The sequence below is a fragment of the Aeromonas sp. QDB20 genome, from assembly GCF_027707805.1.
Lineage (GTDB): Bacteria > Pseudomonadota > Gammaproteobacteria > Enterobacterales > Aeromonadaceae > Aeromonas > Aeromonas dhakensis.
On sequence record NZ_JAPCJC010000015.1, the window covers coordinates 19,964 to 35,445 of the forward strand.

The window sequence follows — 15,482 nt, forward strand, 5'->3', positions numbered from 1 at the left end:
GACGCAATCCAGGCAAGAGGAGAGCCCCGATGCGACGCCTGTTTATCCAGTTCTATCTGCTGCTGATCGGCTGTTTCACCCTGGCCATCCTGCTGGTCGGCATGGTCTATCAGGTCACCGCCGAGCGGGCGGGAGATCGCTATCTGGAGCGGATGATGCAGGGCTCTCTCGGCCTGCTCACCGGCGAGCTGGCCCGCTTGCCGGCCGAACACTGGCCTGCCCGCATGGCGGAGCAGAGCCGCCAGCTCACCCTGCCGCTGCAGATCGGCGCCCTCGCCAACCAGCCGCTGGCCAGCGAGGACCAGGCCTTCCTGGAGGCGGGCAACATCGTCATCGTCGAGGAGGATGACACCTTCCTGCAGCGCATTCCGGGCACCGATCAGGTGCTGATCGTCGGCCCCGTCCCCTATCTCTCCTACCTGCACGAGCTGCACTGGGTCGACGTGGGGCTGCTGCTGGCCATCGGCCTCTCGCTGGGGCTGCCGATCCTGCTCTGGCTGCGCCCGCACTGGCGCGGCCTGCAGCAGCTCGAACAGACCGCCCGCCGGGTCGGTGATGGGGATCTCTCCTGCCGCACCCGTTTGCCGCCCGGCAGCAGCCTGGGTCGGGTCGGCCGCACCTTCGACCAGATGACCGAGCAGCTGCAGGCCATGCTGGCCAGCCGCAAGCAGCTGACCGACGCCATCGCCCACGAGCTGCGCACCCCGCTGGTGCGGCTGCGCTACCGGCTCGCCATGCTGGATCCCGCCCCCTCGGCCGAGGAGCAGCAGGGACTGGAGCGGGATCTCGGCGCGCTGGATTCCCTCATCGAGGAGATGCTCACCTACGCCAGGCTCGATCGCCCCGAGCTGCCGCTGCAGTGCAGCGAGCTGGAGCTTGGCAGCTGGGCCGGCAGCCGCCTCGCCGACTGGCAGGCGCTGCGCCCAGACAAGCGGCTCGACTTCGTGCGCCCGGCCATGGCCCAGCCCTGGCGCGGCGACATCCGCCTGCTCGATCGGGCGCTGGAGAACCTTATCGGCAACGCCCTGCGCCACGCCGCCGGCCGGGTCACCCTCAGCATGGCGCGCCAGCAGGATCACTATCTGCTGGAGGTGGCCGACGATGGCGCCGGCATCGATCCCGCATTGGCGCCGCAGATCTTCGAGCCCTTCGTGCGGCTGGATCAGAGCCGCGATCGACGCACCGGCGGTGCCGGGCTGGGGCTGGCCATCGTACGCAGCATCGCCCGCCACCACGGCGGCGAGGTGCAGCTGTTGCCAAGCAGCAGCGGTGCCCGTTTCTGCCTGATGCTGCCTGTACATTTGGATACAAACCGTCACCAGTCACTCACTGAACCGCAGGTCGAACAGCCCTAGGATGAAGTCATGGAGAAACGCTCCATGTCATCAACCCGAATGAGGAACTGGAATATGAACAAGCTGATCCCCCTGAGCCTGGCTGCTGTCTTCGCCCTGACCTCCGGCTTCACCATGGCTGCCACCCCGACCAAGGCTGCCGCTCCCCAGGCTACCCAGACCAAGGTCGTGAAAAAACACCACAAGGCTGCCCACGCCAAGGCGCCGGCCGTCAAGGTCGCTCCCAAGACCAAGTGATCGACCAGCAAGCTTCCCGTAATGAAAAGGGGCCCCGAGATGGGGCCCCTTCTGTTTTCTGCGCGCTTGCCTTGGCTCAGCCCAGCATGTAGTCCGCCGGCAGGGCGATGCGGGCAACGCCGGATTCCACCGCCGCCAGCGCCACGGCGCGGGCGACGCGCGGCAGCAGACGGGCATCCATCGGCTTGGGAATGACGTAATCCTTGCCGAAGGCGAGCTCGCTGACGCCGGCAGCGGTCAGCACCTCGGCCGGTACCGGCTCCTTGGCCAGACCACGGATCGCCTCGACCGCCGCAATCTTCATGGCATCGTTGATGCGGCTGGCACGGGCGTCGAGGGCACCGCGGAAGATGAAGGGGAAGCAGAGCACATTGTTGATCTGGTTCGGGTAGTCGGAGCGACCGGTACCCATGATGAGGTCACAACGTACCCCGTGGGCCAGCGCCGGCTTGATCTCGGGGTCCGGGTTGGAGCAGGCGAAGATCACCGGATTGGCAGCCATCAGCGCTACCGCCTCGGCAGGCAGCACATCCGGGCCGGAGACGCCGACGAACACGTCGGCCCCGTCCATCACCTCCATCAGGGTGCGCAGAGGGGTGTCGTTGGCGAAGCGCTGCTTGTACTGGTTCAGATCGGTACGGCCGCTGTGGATCACACCCTGACGGTCCAGCATGAAGATGTTGTGGGGCTTGGCGCCACACTTGATCAGCAGGTCCATGCAGGCGGTGGCGGCGGCGCCGGCCCCCATGCAGACGATGCGGCTGTCGCCAATCTGCTTGCCCTGCACCTCCAGCGCATTGAGCAGGCCGGCGGCGGTGACGATGGCGGTGCCGTGCTGGTCATCGTGGAACACCGGGATGTCGCAGCGCTCGATCAGCGCCTGTTCGATTTCGAAGCACTCGGGGGCCTTGATGTCTTCCAGGTTGATGCCACCGAAGGTGTCGGCGATGGCGGCGACCGTGTCGATGAACTGGGCGCTGGTGTCGTGCTTCACCTCGATGTCGATGGCATCGATGCCGGCAAAGCGCTTGAACAGCAGGGCCTTGCCCTCCATCACCGGCTTGGAGGCCAGCGGGCCCAGATTACCCAGCCCCAGAATGGCGGTGCCGTTGGAGATGACGGCCACCAGGTTGCCCTTGCCGGTATAACGGTAGGCATCGGCCGGGTTGGCGGCGATCTCGCGCACCGGCTCGGCGACGCCCGGGCTGTAGGCCAGTGCCAGATCGCGGGCGGTCTCGGCGGGCTTGGTGAGGGCGATGGCGATTTTGCCCGGCACGGGCTGGGCGTGGTAGTCGAGTGCCTGTTGGCGGAGATCGTGCTGCTGATCGGACATGGGGGACCCCGATACGGTAGTGAATGAGTGGTGCATTGGCTCGCCCACGGGCGAGGGCTGGGGATCATAAAGAAAACCACCGGGCTTTCACAGAGGAAAGTATCGCCAACTCGCCAATGACAAGCCAGTAATTAGCATGTCACACCACTTACCAATACCTATTTAGTTATAGATATGGTTTCAATCCATGACAGGGATTCCCGCCATGGCCTCCGCCTTCCGGGCGATCGCCTCCGTCATGCCCTGGAAGATGAAGAGGTGGAACGGCAGCATGGCGAGCCAGTAGGCCAACCCCCAGGCCCCCTGTGGATGCCAGTGTGCCGTCACCTTGAGCCGGGTCAGCCCAGACTCCTCCGGCAGTATGTTGAACTCCAGCCGACCGACACCGGGGGCCCGCATGTTGAACAGCAGATCCAGCCTGCGCCCCTCGTCCACCCCGAGGATCTGCCAGGAGTCCAGCATGTCCCCCTTCACGAAGCGATCCGGATTGGTACGGCCGCGGGTCAGCGCCGGCCCGCCGATCAGGTGATCCATCCATTCACGCACCACCCACAGCTGGTTCATGTAGAAGTAGCGCTGCTCGCCCCCCAGCTGCTGCAGCACCTGCCACACCACCTCGGGCGAGGCGAGACTGAGGGCATCGCCGCTGGCGGTGCGGTCATAGAAGCCGTACTCGGGATGGCGCCAGCGCAGACCGAGCGGGGTCTCCTCCCCCTGCTGTTCGGCACCGAGCCGCTGCTCCAGAGCCAGACTCTCCGCCAGCGCCTCGTCGAAGCTGAGCAGGGTTTGCGGCAGCAGGGCCCGCAACGGGCCGTCATCGGCCGGAATGTCGTGCTTGAGGCCGCCCACCAGCGCCTTGGCCACAGGTTGCGGCACCGAGGTGACGAATTGCAGCCACCAGGCGGAGAGGCGCGGGCTCAGGAAGGGGATGGGAATGATGGGGCAGCGCTTGCCGATATGGGCGGCAAACTTCTGCAACTGCTGCTGGTAACTGAGCAGCTCGGGGCCGGCGGCGTTGAAGATCTGGCCGTCCACCCCGTCGGCCTCCACCAGCCCGCCCAGATAGTGCAGCAGGTTGGACAGTGCAATCGGCGGCGTGCGCGAGCGCACCCACTTGGGGGTCACCATCAGCGGCAGGTTGAACACCAGATCCCGCATCACCTCAAACGCCGCCGAGCCGGGGCCAATGATGATGCCGGCGCGCAGTTCCACCGTCGGCACGCCGGTGCCCCGAAACAGCTCGCCACAGTGGCGGCGGGAGTTGAGATGGCGGCTGTTGCACTGCGCCGGCTGGATGGCGCCGAGATAGATGATGCGGCGCACCCCGGCGGCGCGGGCGGCGGCGGCGAAGTTCTTCACCCCCTGCTGCTCCAGCCGGTGAAAGTCGGCCCCCGCCCCCATGGCATGCACCAGATAGAAGACGGTATCGATGCCCGCCAGCGCAGGCAACAGGGTGATGGGCTTGAGGCTGTCGGCGAGGCGAAACTCCACACCGGGCGGCAGCCGGCAGGGGCGCCGCGCCCCGGCAATCACCCGATAACCCAGCTCCTGCAGATGGGGCACCAGGTAAGAACCTATGTAGCCCGCCGCCCCCATCACCAGACAATTCCTCATTCACTCGCTCCTGCTCTGCATCCCTCGTCAACCACACCACCATAGGGCAAAGCGGGCCCTGACAGAACGCCGACCAATAAAAAAGGCGCCCATTGGGCGCCTTTTTCAGAATTCTTCAGAAGTAAAATTACTTCTTGGTGGTCATCGCACCGAAACGCTTGTTGAACTTGTCTACGCGGCCGCCGCTAGAAACTTCTTTCTGCTTGCCGGTGTAGAACGGGTGGCACTCGGAGCACACGTCCAGGTTCAGATCTTTACCAACGGTAGAGAAAGTGTTGATGACGTTACCGCAAGAGCACTTGGCGGTGATGGCTACGTAGTCAGGGTGGATACCAGCTTTCATGGACAACCTCAAAGTAATAGGCCGTGTCGCCATCCGATCTTCTGTCGGACACCACACGATTGTTGAACACAGTTTCAAAGGCTGCGAATAATATAGGAAATGCCTGAGATCAGGCAAGTGGCTTCGCAGAAAAAATAGGCAATCTCTGGTGAATTCTTCCCAAACGCTGGATCTGGTTCGTGTGGCTGTGCCGGTACCGTTACGCCGTCATTTCGACTATCTCTCCCCCCTGCCCTTACCTGCCCCCGGCTGCCGGGTCGAGATCCCGTTCGGCCCGCAAACCCTGGTCGGACTGGTGGTGGATCACCCGACCGAGAGCCAGGTGCCGCGCAACAAGCTCAAACCCATCAAGCGGGTGTTGGATGCGGCGCCGGTGCTGGGGCCGGACATTCTGGCACTGATGAACTGGAGTGCCAGCTATTACCAGCATCCGCTGGGGGAGGTACTGCCCCACGCCCTGCCGGTGCTGGTGCGCAAGGGGGAGCCCGCCGCCTATCGGGAGCTGGAGTTCTGGTTCGCCACCGAGGCCGGCATGGCGGTCGATCTCAACGAGCTCAAGCGGGCGGCCAAGCAGCAGCAGGCCCTCGCCTTGCTGCGCAAGGGGCCGCAGACCCCCTCCGCCCTCAAGCAGGAGGAGATCCAGAGTGCAGCACTCAGCGCACTGGAGAAGAAGGGGCTGCTGGAGAAGCGCTCGCTGGAGCCGAGCAATGAGAGTGACTGGGCCGCCCGCTTCGAGCCGGGCGAGGGGCTGCGCCTCAACGGCGAGCAGGCGCTGGCGGTATCTGCCGTCACCAGCCAGAGCGACAGGTTCGGCGCCTTTTTGCTGGACGGCATCACCGGCTCCGGCAAAACCGAGGTCTACCTGAGCATCCTCGAGCCCCTGCTCAAGGCGGGCAAGCAGGCGCTGGTGATGGTGCCGGAGATAGGCCTCACCCCGCAGACCATCAACCGCTTTCGCCGCCGCTTCAACGTACCCGTGGTGGCGATGAACTCCGCCATGAACGATCGGGAGCGGCTAGATGCCTGGCTGGCCTGCCGCGACGGCGGTGCCGCCATCCTGATCGGCACCCGCTCCGCGGTGTTCACCCCGTTTCACGACCTCGGCATCATCATCATCGACGAGGAGCACGACGGCTCCTTCAAGCAGCAGGACGGCTTTCGCTACCACGCGCGGGATCTGGCGGTGATGCGGGCCCATCGCGCCGGCATTCCCATCCTGCTCGGCTCGGCCACCCCGTCGCTGGAGACGCTGCACAACGCCCGCAGCGGCAAGTATCACCACCTCAGCCTGACCCGGCGCGCAGGCAACGCCCAGACTGCCCGCCAGGTGATCCTGGACATCAAGAACGTGCGGCTGCAGGCCGGCCTCTCACCCCAGCTGGAGCAGCTGATGGCGGAGCATCTGGCGGCCGGCAATCAGGTGATGCTGTTTCTCAACCGCCGCGGCTATGCCCCGGCCCTCATCTGCCACCAGTGCGGCTGGAGCGCCGCCTGCGAGCGCTGCGACGCCTGGTACACCTGGCATCAGGCCGGGCGACGGCTGCACTGCCACCACTGCGACAGCGTGCGCCCGCTACCCCACCACTGCCCGGAGTGTGGCAGCGTTGATCTGATCGGATCCGGGGTCGGCACAGAACAGCTGGAGCAGCTGCTCGGCACCGTTTTCCCGCAATATCCGGTGGTGCGCATCGATCGGGACAACACCCGTCGCAAGGGGGAGCTGGAGACCCACCTCGGTGACATCAAGGCGGGCAAGTACAAGATCCTGATCGGCACCCAGATGCTGGCCAAGGGCCACCACTTCCCGGACGTGACATTGGTAGGACTGCTGGATGTGGATGGTGCCCTGTTCAGTGCCGATTTTCGCGCCGCCGAGAAACTGGCCCAGCTCTACATCCAGGTGGCGGGCCGTGCCGGTCGCGCCAGCAAGCCTGGGCTGGTGGTGTTGCAGAGCCACCATCCCGAGCACGCCCTGCTGCAGGATCTGACCCAGAACGGCTATGGCCATTTCGCCGACACGGCGCTGAAGGAGCGCCGCCTGCTGGGGCTGCCACCGTTCAGCTATCAGGGACTGTTTCGGGCCGAGGCCAACGGCCGCGACGAGGTGCAGCTGTTCCTCGCCCGCCTTGCCGACACCCTGCGCAGCGCTCGCTACCCACATGTGCAGGTGCTTGGGCCCATCAGCGGCTTCATGGAACGCAAGGCGGGCAAGTTTCGCATGCAGTTGCTGGTGCAGGGACCGAGCCGGGCACCGCTGGCCCAGCTGCTGGATTGGGCGTTGAAGGAGCTGGAGGGGTGGCCCGAGACCAAGCGGGTACGCTGGAGCCTCGACATAGACCCCACCGAGCTGAACTGAGTCGGATTCTGGTCGCTGACGGTGAAGCGGTCGCCAACGTGCAGCGTCAGCAACCGGGTTTGTCATGCGGGCGCAGGGCTCAGACCCGCAGGTCGACCTGCTGCACCCAGCCTCCCTTGCCCTGCTCGGTCACATAGAGGCCGGACTGGCGCAGCACCCCCTGATTGCCGCTTTCCCCCAGATGGTTGAAGGGGGTGTCGAGGGGGTGCAGCAGGATGGCACCTATCCCCAGCTCCACCAAGGCGATGGGTGACTGGTCCGGCTGCCAGAACTGCAGCGCCGAGAACTGGCTGTCCCGCTCGTCCAGCACCCCATTGCCATCCTCATCCAGGGTCGCCAGCTCGCCAAACCCATTGCCGGAGCGGGCCCCAAACAGCTCGCCGCCGTCATCTATGGTGCCGTTGCCGTTGCGATCCAGCGCCACGAAGCCGCTCCCCTCGCTCAGGCCGGGCAGGCTGTCCGCCTTGCCATCCTGATCGAGGTCGAACTTGACCCGGGCGTCGGTCAGGCCGGCGATTTTTCCATCCAGACTGAGCACCAGCGGATCCTTTAAGGCATTGAGGGTGGTGCGGCGCTGGCTGATGTCGAGCTGGCGCCAGTCCAGCACAAAACCCAGATCCAGCTGCAGGGTCTGGCCATCCTGGGTCTGCACATTCGCCGCCGCCACCACGTTGAGCTGCTCTTTCTGCAGCAGGCTGTCGGTCACCTCCACCAGCTGATCCGGCTCGGCGGCAGGCTGGGCCCCCTCACCCGTCGGGGCACTCACCCCCTCCGCGCCCTGCTCGGCTGGCTTGATGGGCTCCGGCAGCTCTATCTTGTGGCCCAGCATGGCCTCGATCATCAGCTTGATGAGCCGCTGGCGATTGTCGAGCCCGTCGTTGGGCATGCCATCCTGTTCGCTCTTGCCGGTCTCGGCGGGCTTGGCCGAGGCAGGTTCAGGGGCGCTCTGAGCCGGGCCGGCGGCGCTGCGGCTGGCCATCTGCAGCGTCAGCAGGCTGCTGCGGGTGAAGGTGAGCTGGCTGCCGCCGCCGGCAGCAGCGGGGGCAACGTCCGCCGGCGCCGTGGCAGGGGACTGTACCTGGCTGGCGGCCGGCACGGGGCCGAGCCGGCGCACCTTGCGGGCCTGGGCCTGTTGCTGCTGGTATTGCACCTCCCCCTGGAGGTCGTAGTGATCGATGCGCATATCTTCGCCCTCGGCGCCATACATCTGGTCAGTTATCGACCAGCTGCCGGGGCGGGCTTAACACCGATTGGCTATATCAGCCGGCAGACGCCTCGCCGTCGGCGCATAACAGCGCCAATGCCAGCGACCTTGCCTGCACCAGTGCCAGCGGTTGCTGATAGCTGTGTGCCATCACCACGGCCCCCTCCAGCAACAGGCAGATGCCGGTGGCTTGCGCCTCGTGGCAATCGAGCCTGGTGCTGACCCAGTCCAGCAGCGCCTGCTTGTGCGCCACCACCAGCTTGCGAACCGGGTGACGGGGATCGGCAAACTCGGCGCTGGCGTTGATGAAGTTGCAGCCATAGAAGTCGCTGCGGCCAAACCACTCCCCGAAGCCGTCGAACAGGGCGTGCAGGCGGCTCTCCCGCCCTTCCTGTCCCTGCAGGCGCTGTTCCAGCAGGGCGAAGAACTCCCGCTCGCGGGACTGCAGCACCTCCTCGATCAGGGCATCCTTGGTGGGAAAATGGCGGTAGAGGGTGCGCTTGGTGCTGCCGGCCTCCGCCCAGATGCGGTCGATACCGGTGGCGTGAAAGCCATGGCGATTGAACAGACGGTAGGCCGTCTCCACCAGCTGCTGCCGTTTTTCGCTCATCGCGTTTTTCCCCTTGAAGTACACCGATCTGTCTACCTAATGTGCCTAATCACGGCTGACAAACCAAGAAGGAAACCGTGATGACGAGATGGTATGGCCCCTTGTGGGCAGGAGTGGGAGCGGCACTGGCGATAGGCGTGCTGGGCTGGTTGAACATCAGCTGGCATACCACCCTGATCATGGCGCCCTTCGGGGCCAGCTGCGTGTTGCTGTTTTCCCTGCCGACGAGCCCGCTGGCACGGCCGTGGAACGTGCTCGGCGGCCATCTGCTGACGGCCACCGTCGGCTTGCTGATGCAGGAGCTGCCCCTGCCGCTGGAGCTGCAACTGGCCCTGGGCGTGGGGCTGGCCATCGCGCTGATGCAGGGGCTGGATCTGATCCACCCGCCCGCCGGCGCCAACCCCCTGCTGGTGTTGATGACGGGGCAACAGTGGCCCTTTCTGTGGCACACGGTCCTGCCCGGCGCCCTGCTGCTGATCCTGCTGGGCTACGGCTTCCAGCGGGTCAAATGGCAGCGACGGCTTGGTACCGGCTAAACAGACGAGGGAGGCCTGGTCCTCCCTCGTCGTTCATGCTGACACCCTGGTCATTGCGCCTGCTGGGAAACCCCTTCCAGTCGCACTTCCACCCGCCGATCCGGTGCCAGGCAGGCGATAAGCGCCGGTCTGGAGCCGCTGCTGCAGTTGTTGCCGGTGACCGGAGAGGACTTGCCACGCCCCTCGACCCGCACCTTGTCGGCAAACAGCCCCTTCGCAATCAGATAGTCTGCCACGCTGCGGGCGCGTTGCTCGGAGAGCGCCTGGTTGTAGGCGTCGGAGCCGATGCGATCGGTGTGGCCGATCACGGTTGCCACCCCGTCTTTCGGATTGGCCGCCACTATTTGGCTGAACAGGGCGTCGAGCGCCTGGCTGGCAGCCGGCTTCAGGGTCGCCTTGTTGAATTCGAACAACACGTCCGAACTCAGGCTGAAGGTTTTGGGCACCACCACCACCGCGGGAGCAGGCGCCGCTGCCGGGGCCGGTGCGGGCGCCGCCACTTCGCCGCCCTGCTGACCGAAGCGATAGAGCATGGCGAAGGCCAGCAGGCCGTTGTCCATCTCGATGCCTGACTCCTCGGGGGAGGTCTTGCCAAGCGGCGTTGTGTATTGATATTCGAGACGAGCGGCCCAATCACGATCGATCGCGTATTCAATGCCCAACGCTCCCACAAATGCGGCACCATGATATTTGTGCCCCTTGCTATCGAATGAGAGATCGTTGGCCGGATTGGCGGAGTCTCTATACCACCCGGAATAAGCGCTCTCAGTCCAGGCGTAAGCCCCCCCCAGCCTGCCATACACATCCAGCACCGGGGTTGCCGGCAGGCTCATTTTCATCGTGGCCTGCACCATCTGCGCCTTGGCTTCGCCATTCAGCCCGGCAGACTGGGTACCCTGTGATACCGTCTTGTCCAGTTTGTACTTGCCCAGCCAGTCATAGCCCAGCTCGAAACCCAGATTGGGATTGAGCTGGTAACCGACAAATGCCCCCACGCCAAGATCACTGTGCTTCTTGTCTGGTTCAACAAGGTCGACAACGGCTTTGACCTGCTCGTTGTAGTCCACACCGTAAAAATTGGACCAGCCGGCCTTGCCGCCGACGTACCAGGTGTTGTCCTGAGCGGCAGCCTGCACGGCCCCGCTGACGAGCAGGCCGCTGACCAGCACGGCAAGTATCGATTTGTTCATGGTAAAAGCCTCTGCAATGAGTCGTGATGGGCGCTCTTGCGCCTCTCTTCCCTGATGGGGCAAACCCGGCCCCGCCCATCAGGTTATCCCATCTGTTGTCAGCCTCAAATGACTTGGGACTCAAGAGTGTGAAGCGCCCGGCATTCCCGACCGCAAAACGCCCCATGCAGGGGTATCCGCGGGCGCGCCGGCAGCGCCATGAAAAAGGGAGGCCGATGGCCTCCCTCTTGCTGCTTGCAACGCACCTAGCTGGCCAGAAACAGCCGGTAGGCGGGGTCGTCACTCACCTCTTTCCAGCCGTAGCCAATCTCGTGCAGGTAGTCATGAAAAGCCGCCACGTCCTCGTCCGGCAGCTCGAAGGCACAGAGCACCCGGCCGTAGTCGGCACCGTGGTTGCGGTAGTGGAACAGGCTGATGTTCCAGCGACAGCCGAGGGTCTCGAGGAAACGCATCAGGGCGCCAGGCTGCTCCGGAAACTTGAAACTGTAGAGACGTTCACCGAGGGGCCGGGCCGGGCGGCCGCCAATCATGTAACGCACGTGGTTCTTGGCCAGCTCGCTCTCGGTCATGTTGACCACCGGATAACCGTTGCCCTCCAGCTGGTGCTGGATCTGGCCCAGCTCCTCGTCACCGCCGCTGAGGCGCACCGAGACGAACAGCGACGCCTGCTCGGCATCGGCGTAACGGTAGTTGAACTCGGTCACCATGCGGGGCCCAAGCTGACGACAGAAGTCTAGGAAGGCCCCCTTGCGCTCGGGGATGGTCACCGCCAGCATGCCCTCGCGCTTCTCGCCGATCTCGCAGCGCTCGGAGACGTAGCGCAGGCTGTGGAAGTTGACATTGGCGCCGGAGAGAATGGCCGCCATCCGGCCCCCCTTCACCTGCTCCCGCTCGCTGTAGGCCTTGAGGCCCGCCAGCGACAGGGCCCCCGACGGCTCGGCGATGGCGCGGCAATCGTCGAAGATGTCTTTCAGCGCGGCGCAGATCTGGTCGTTGGAGACGGTCACCACCTCGTCCAGATACTGGTTGCAGAGGCGGAAAGTCTCCTCGCCGATGCGCTTGACCGCCACCCCGTCGGCAAACAGCGAAACTCGTTCCAGATTGACCGGCTCGCCAGCTTCCAGCGCGGCCTTGAGGCAGGCGGAGCCCTCCGCCTCCACCCCGATCACCTTCACATCCGGCAGCAGCTGCTTGATGTAGACCGCCACCCCGGCGGCCAGACCGCCGCCCCCCACCGGCACAAAGACGTGGGTGAGATGGGTATCCTGCTCCAGCAGCTCCTTGCCGATGGTGCCCTGCCCGGCGATCACCTCGACGTCGTCAAACGGCGGGATCAGGGTGTAGCCCTCCAACTCGGCGAGGCGGCGGCTCTCGCCGTAAGCCTCGTCGAAGCTGTTGCCAAACAGCAGCACATTGCCGCCCTGGCGGCGCACCGCGTCGATCTTGATGTCCGGCGTGGTCTTGGGCATCACGATGATCGCCTTGATGCCAAGCCTGGCGGCCGACAGGGCGACCCCCTGGGCGTGATTGCCGGCGGAGGCGGCGATGACGCCGCGCTCCTTCTGCTCCTGGGTCAGGGTGGCAATCTTGTGGTAGGCGCCGCGCAGTTTGAAGGAGTGGACCGGTTGCAGGTCCTCCCGCTTCAGGCTGACGTGATTGCCGAGCCGCTCGGAGAGTTTTTTCAGGGTTTGCAAGGGGGTGACCCGCGCCGCCTCGTAGACGGGGGAGAGCAGCACCTTGCGTAGATAATCCGCCGCAGAGACCATGGTTTATTCCCCCAGCATCGAACGATCGCGCACCGCACCCTTGTCGGCACTGGTGGCGAACATGGCGTAGGCGCGCAGGGCAAAGGAAACCTGACGCTGACGATCGAGCGGCTTCCAGCCCCGGGCCTCGACGGCGACGCGGCGGGCGGCCAGCACGCTGTCGGCCACCTCCAGCACCATGCTGCGAGCCGGGATGTCGATGTTGATGATGTCGCCATCCTCCACCAGACCGATAGTGCCGCCAGAGGCCGCCTCCGGCGAAACATGGCCGATGGAGAGACCCGAGGTGCCGCCGGAGAAGCGGCCGTCGGTGATCAGCGCACACGCCTTGCCGAGTCCCATGGATTTCAGATAGGTGGTGGGGTAGAGCATCTCCTGCATGCCGGGGCCCCCTTTCGGGCCCTCGTAGCGGATCACCACCACTTCACCCGCTTTCACTGTGCCGTCCAGAATGCCGGCAACCGCCGTGTCCTGGCTCTCAAATACCCGGGCCGGGCCACGGAAGGTGAGGTTCTCCTCGTCCACCCCGGCGGTCTTGACGATGGCGCCGTTAAGCGCCAGGTTGCCGGCCAGCACGGCCAGGCCCCCCTCCAGGCTGTAGGCGTTGTCCAGCGAGCGGATGCAACCCTCGGCGCGGTCCAGATCCAGCTCCGGCCAGCGGCAATCCTGGCTGAACGCCTTGGTGGTGCGGATACCGGCCGGGCCGGCGCGGTAGAAGTCCACCACCTCCTGACTCGGCTGGCGGCTGACGTCATACTCGGCCAGCAGCTCGACCAGCGAGGTGCCCAGCACGTTGCGGGCGTCGCCGTGCACCAGACCCGCTTTCTCCAGCTGGCCCAGGATGGCGATGACGCCACCGGCGCGGTGCACGTCTTCCATGTGATATTTCTGGGTAGAGGGCGCCACCTTGCACAGCTGGGGCACCTTGCGCGACATGCGGTCGATGTCGGCCATGGTGAAGTCGACACCCGCCTCCTGGGCCGCCGCCAGCAGGTGCAATACCGTGTTGGTGGAGCCGCCCATGGCGATGTCGAGCGCCATGGCGTTCTCGAACGCCGCCTTGGTGGCGATGTTGCGCGGCAGTGCCGAGGCATCGTCCTGCTCGTACCAGCGCTTGGCCAGAGTGACGATGCGCTGGCCTGCCAGCTTGAACAGCTGCTCGCGATCGGCGTGGGTCGCCAGCAGGGAACCGTTGCCCGGCTGGGAGAGGCCCAGCGCCTCGGTCAGACAGTTCATGGAGTTGGCGGTGAACATGCCGGAGCAGGAGCCGCAGGTGGGGCAGGCGCTGCGCTCCACCTGTTCACTCTGGGCATCGGAGACCTTGGGGTCGGCGCCCTGGATCATGGCGTCCACCAGATCCAGCTTGATGATCTGATCGGAGAGCTTGGTCTTGCCCGCTTCCATGGGGCCGCCGGAGACGAAGATCACCGGGATGTTGATGCGCAGGGCGGCCATCAGCATCCCCGGGGTGATCTTGTCGCAGTTGGAGATGCAGACCATGGCGTCGGCGCAGTGGGCGTTGACCATGTACTCCACCGAGTCGGCAATCAGCTCGCGGGACGGCAGGGAGTAGAGCATGCCGCCGTGGCCCATGGCGATGCCGTCATCCACGGCGATGGTGTTGAACTCCTTGGCGACCCCGCCGGCGGCTTCGATCTCCCGCGCCACCAGCTGACCCAGATCCTTGAGGTGAACGTGACCCGGCACAAACTGGGTGAAGGAGTTGACCACGGCGATGATGGGCTTGCCGAAATCCTGATCGGTCATGCCGGTGGCGCGCCAGAGGGCGCGGGCCCCGGCCATGTTACGTCCGTGGGTGGTGGTGGCGGATCTCAACTTCGGCATGTCTCTACTCCCTGAATGCCCAGCGGGCTCATTATCTTTGGAAATGAAAAAGTGACTCTCGGATCGGGAATCGATCCTGGTGAGGGCACAGCGCAGTGCCCTGACCGGAAGCGACTCGGGGAGGCACAGCGCCTCCCCTCTCTCATCAGTCGTTGACTGGCGTCAGCCAGCCCCACTTGTCTTCGGTCTGGCCGTTGAACAGGCCGAAGAAGGCGTTCTGCAGCTGCTCGGTCACCGGGCCGCGGCAACCGGCGCCCACCTGCATCCGATCGACGGAGCGCACCGGGGTCACTTCAGCGGCGGTGCCGGTCATGAAGATCTCGTCTGCCACATAGAGGGCCTCACGGGGCAGCGCCTGCTCGCGCACCTCGTAACCCAGATCGCGGGCCAGCGTCATGATGGTGTCGCGGGTGATGCCGGGCAGGATGGCGGCGGTGGCGGGCGGGGTAAACAGCACGCCGTTCTTCACCAGGAACAGGTTCTCCCCCGCCCCTTCGCTCAGGTAGCCGTTCACGTCCAGCGCTAGCCCCTCGGCGAAGCCGTTACGCTTGGCCTCGCGGCTGATCAGCTGGGAGGAGAGATAGTTGCCACCCGCCTTGGCACCGGTGGGAATGGTGTTGGGGGCGAGCCGGTTCCAGGAGGTGACGCACACATCCACCCCGTTCTTCAGCCCCTCTTCCCCCAGATAGGCGCCCCAGGGAATGGCCGCAACGATCACGTCGGCCTTGGCATCCTTGGGAGGATGCAGGCCAAGGCCCACGTTACCGATGAAAGCCAGCGGGCGCAGGTAGCCGCTCTTCAGGCCGTTCTCGCGCACCACGGTGCGGCAGGCTTCGTTGATCTCGGCCTCGTTGTAGGGAACCTCCATCCAGTAGATCTTGGCGGAGTCGAACAGGCGGCGGGTGTGCTCCTGCAGGCGGAAGATGCAGGTTCCCTTGGGAGTGTCGTAGGCACGCACCCCTTCGAACACCGAGGAGCCGTAGTGCAGGGCGTGGCTCATCACGTGCACCTGGGCATCCTGCCAGGGCACCAGTTTGCCGTTGAACCAGATGTATTGGGGATGAGTGGCGGATTGGGAAGGCTGTGACATTGG

Annotated in this window: 13 protein-coding genes; 4 read left to right on the forward strand and 9 right to left on the reverse strand. The window is 65.0% G+C overall.

What is annotated here, in order from left to right; all coding sequences use genetic code 11:
* The first annotated feature begins 29 nt into the window (after positions 1–29).
* Positions 30–1,355 (forward strand): two-component system sensor histidine kinase RstB, encoded by a 1,326-nt coding sequence (gene rstB, locus PG897_RS16245; RefSeq protein ID WP_270829198.1) that lies wholly within the window; start codon positions 30–32, stop codon positions 1,353–1,355.
* Positions 1,356–1,409: 54 nt separating this feature from the next.
* Positions 1,410–1,592 (forward strand): hypothetical protein, encoded by a 183-nt coding sequence (locus PG897_RS16250; RefSeq protein ID WP_010635722.1) that lies wholly within the window; start codon positions 1,410–1,412, stop codon positions 1,590–1,592.
* 76 nt (positions 1,593–1,668) lie between these two features.
* On the opposite strand, the gene PG897_RS16255 is transcribed toward PG897_RS16250, so the two are convergent.
* The 3 genes from PG897_RS16255 to rpmE form a co-directional block, all read right to left on the reverse strand.
* On the reverse strand, positions 1,669–2,925 hold the full coding sequence (locus tag PG897_RS16255; protein WP_043170551.1) for a malic enzyme-like NAD(P)-binding protein: 1,257 nt from the start codon (positions 2,923–2,925) through the stop codon (positions 1,669–1,671).
* A 180-nt stretch (positions 2,926–3,105) separates the two neighbouring features.
* Complete coding sequence (locus tag PG897_RS16260; RefSeq protein WP_043170550.1) at positions 3,106–4,539, reverse strand: DUF2867 domain-containing protein; 1,434 nt, start codon at positions 4,537–4,539, stop codon at positions 3,106–3,108.
* Positions 4,540–4,666: 127 nt separating this feature from the next.
* Positions 4,667–4,882 (reverse strand): 50S ribosomal protein L31, encoded by a 216-nt coding sequence (gene rpmE, locus PG897_RS16265; protein WP_005306787.1) that lies wholly within the window; start codon positions 4,880–4,882, stop codon positions 4,667–4,669.
* Between the two features lie 148 nt (positions 4,883–5,030).
* Between rpmE and priA the strand changes: the two genes are divergently transcribed.
* Positions 5,031–7,238, forward strand: a complete 2,208-nt coding sequence (priA, locus tag PG897_RS16270; RefSeq protein WP_080760852.1) for a primosomal protein N' — start codon at positions 5,031–5,033, stop codon at positions 7,236–7,238.
* A 79-nt stretch (positions 7,239–7,317) separates the two neighbouring features.
* On the opposite strand, the gene PG897_RS16275 is transcribed toward priA, so the two are convergent.
* The gene (locus PG897_RS16275) at positions 7,318–8,445 is read right to left on the reverse strand and encodes a hypothetical protein (protein ID WP_043170549.1); all 1,128 of its coding nucleotides are present in this window, start codon (positions 8,443–8,445) and stop codon (positions 7,318–7,320) included.
* A 52-nt stretch (positions 8,446–8,497) separates the two neighbouring features.
* A complete protein-coding gene (locus PG897_RS16280) occupies positions 8,498–9,052 on the reverse strand; it encodes a TetR/AcrR family transcriptional regulator (RefSeq protein WP_043170548.1) in 555 nt (184 codons plus the stop codon).
* A gap of 80 nt (positions 9,053–9,132) precedes the next feature.
* On the opposite strand from PG897_RS16280, the gene PG897_RS16285 reads away from it, so the two are divergent.
* Positions 9,133–9,588 carry an HPP family protein gene (locus PG897_RS16285; protein WP_043170547.1) on the forward strand — a complete coding sequence of 152 codons (456 nt, stop codon included), beginning with the start codon at positions 9,133–9,135 and terminating at the stop codon, positions 9,586–9,588.
* Positions 9,589–9,638: 50 nt separating this feature from the next.
* On the opposite strand, the gene ompA is transcribed toward PG897_RS16285, so the two are convergent.
* The 4 genes from ompA to PG897_RS16305 all read right to left on the reverse strand — a co-directional run bounded on the left by ompA (position 9,639) and on the right by PG897_RS16305 (position 15,479).
* On the reverse strand, positions 9,639–10,778 hold the full coding sequence (gene ompA, locus PG897_RS16290) for a porin OmpA (RefSeq protein WP_201881115.1): 1,140 nt from the start codon (positions 10,776–10,778) through the stop codon (positions 9,639–9,641).
* Positions 10,779–11,023: 245 nt separating this feature from the next.
* On the reverse strand, positions 11,024–12,544 hold the full coding sequence (gene ilvA, locus PG897_RS16295) for a threonine ammonia-lyase, biosynthetic (RefSeq protein ID WP_201881117.1): 1,521 nt from the start codon (positions 12,542–12,544) through the stop codon (positions 11,024–11,026).
* 3 nt (positions 12,545–12,547) lie between these two features.
* Positions 12,548–14,389 (reverse strand): dihydroxy-acid dehydratase, encoded by a 1,842-nt coding sequence (gene ilvD, locus PG897_RS16300; RefSeq protein WP_201881119.1) that lies wholly within the window; start codon positions 14,387–14,389, stop codon positions 12,548–12,550.
* A 145-nt stretch (positions 14,390–14,534) separates the two neighbouring features.
* Entirely contained in the window at positions 14,535–15,479 is a 945-nt protein-coding gene (locus tag PG897_RS16305; protein WP_017781281.1) for a branched-chain amino acid transaminase, read from the reverse strand.
* Positions 15,480–15,482 lie beyond the last annotated feature (3 nt).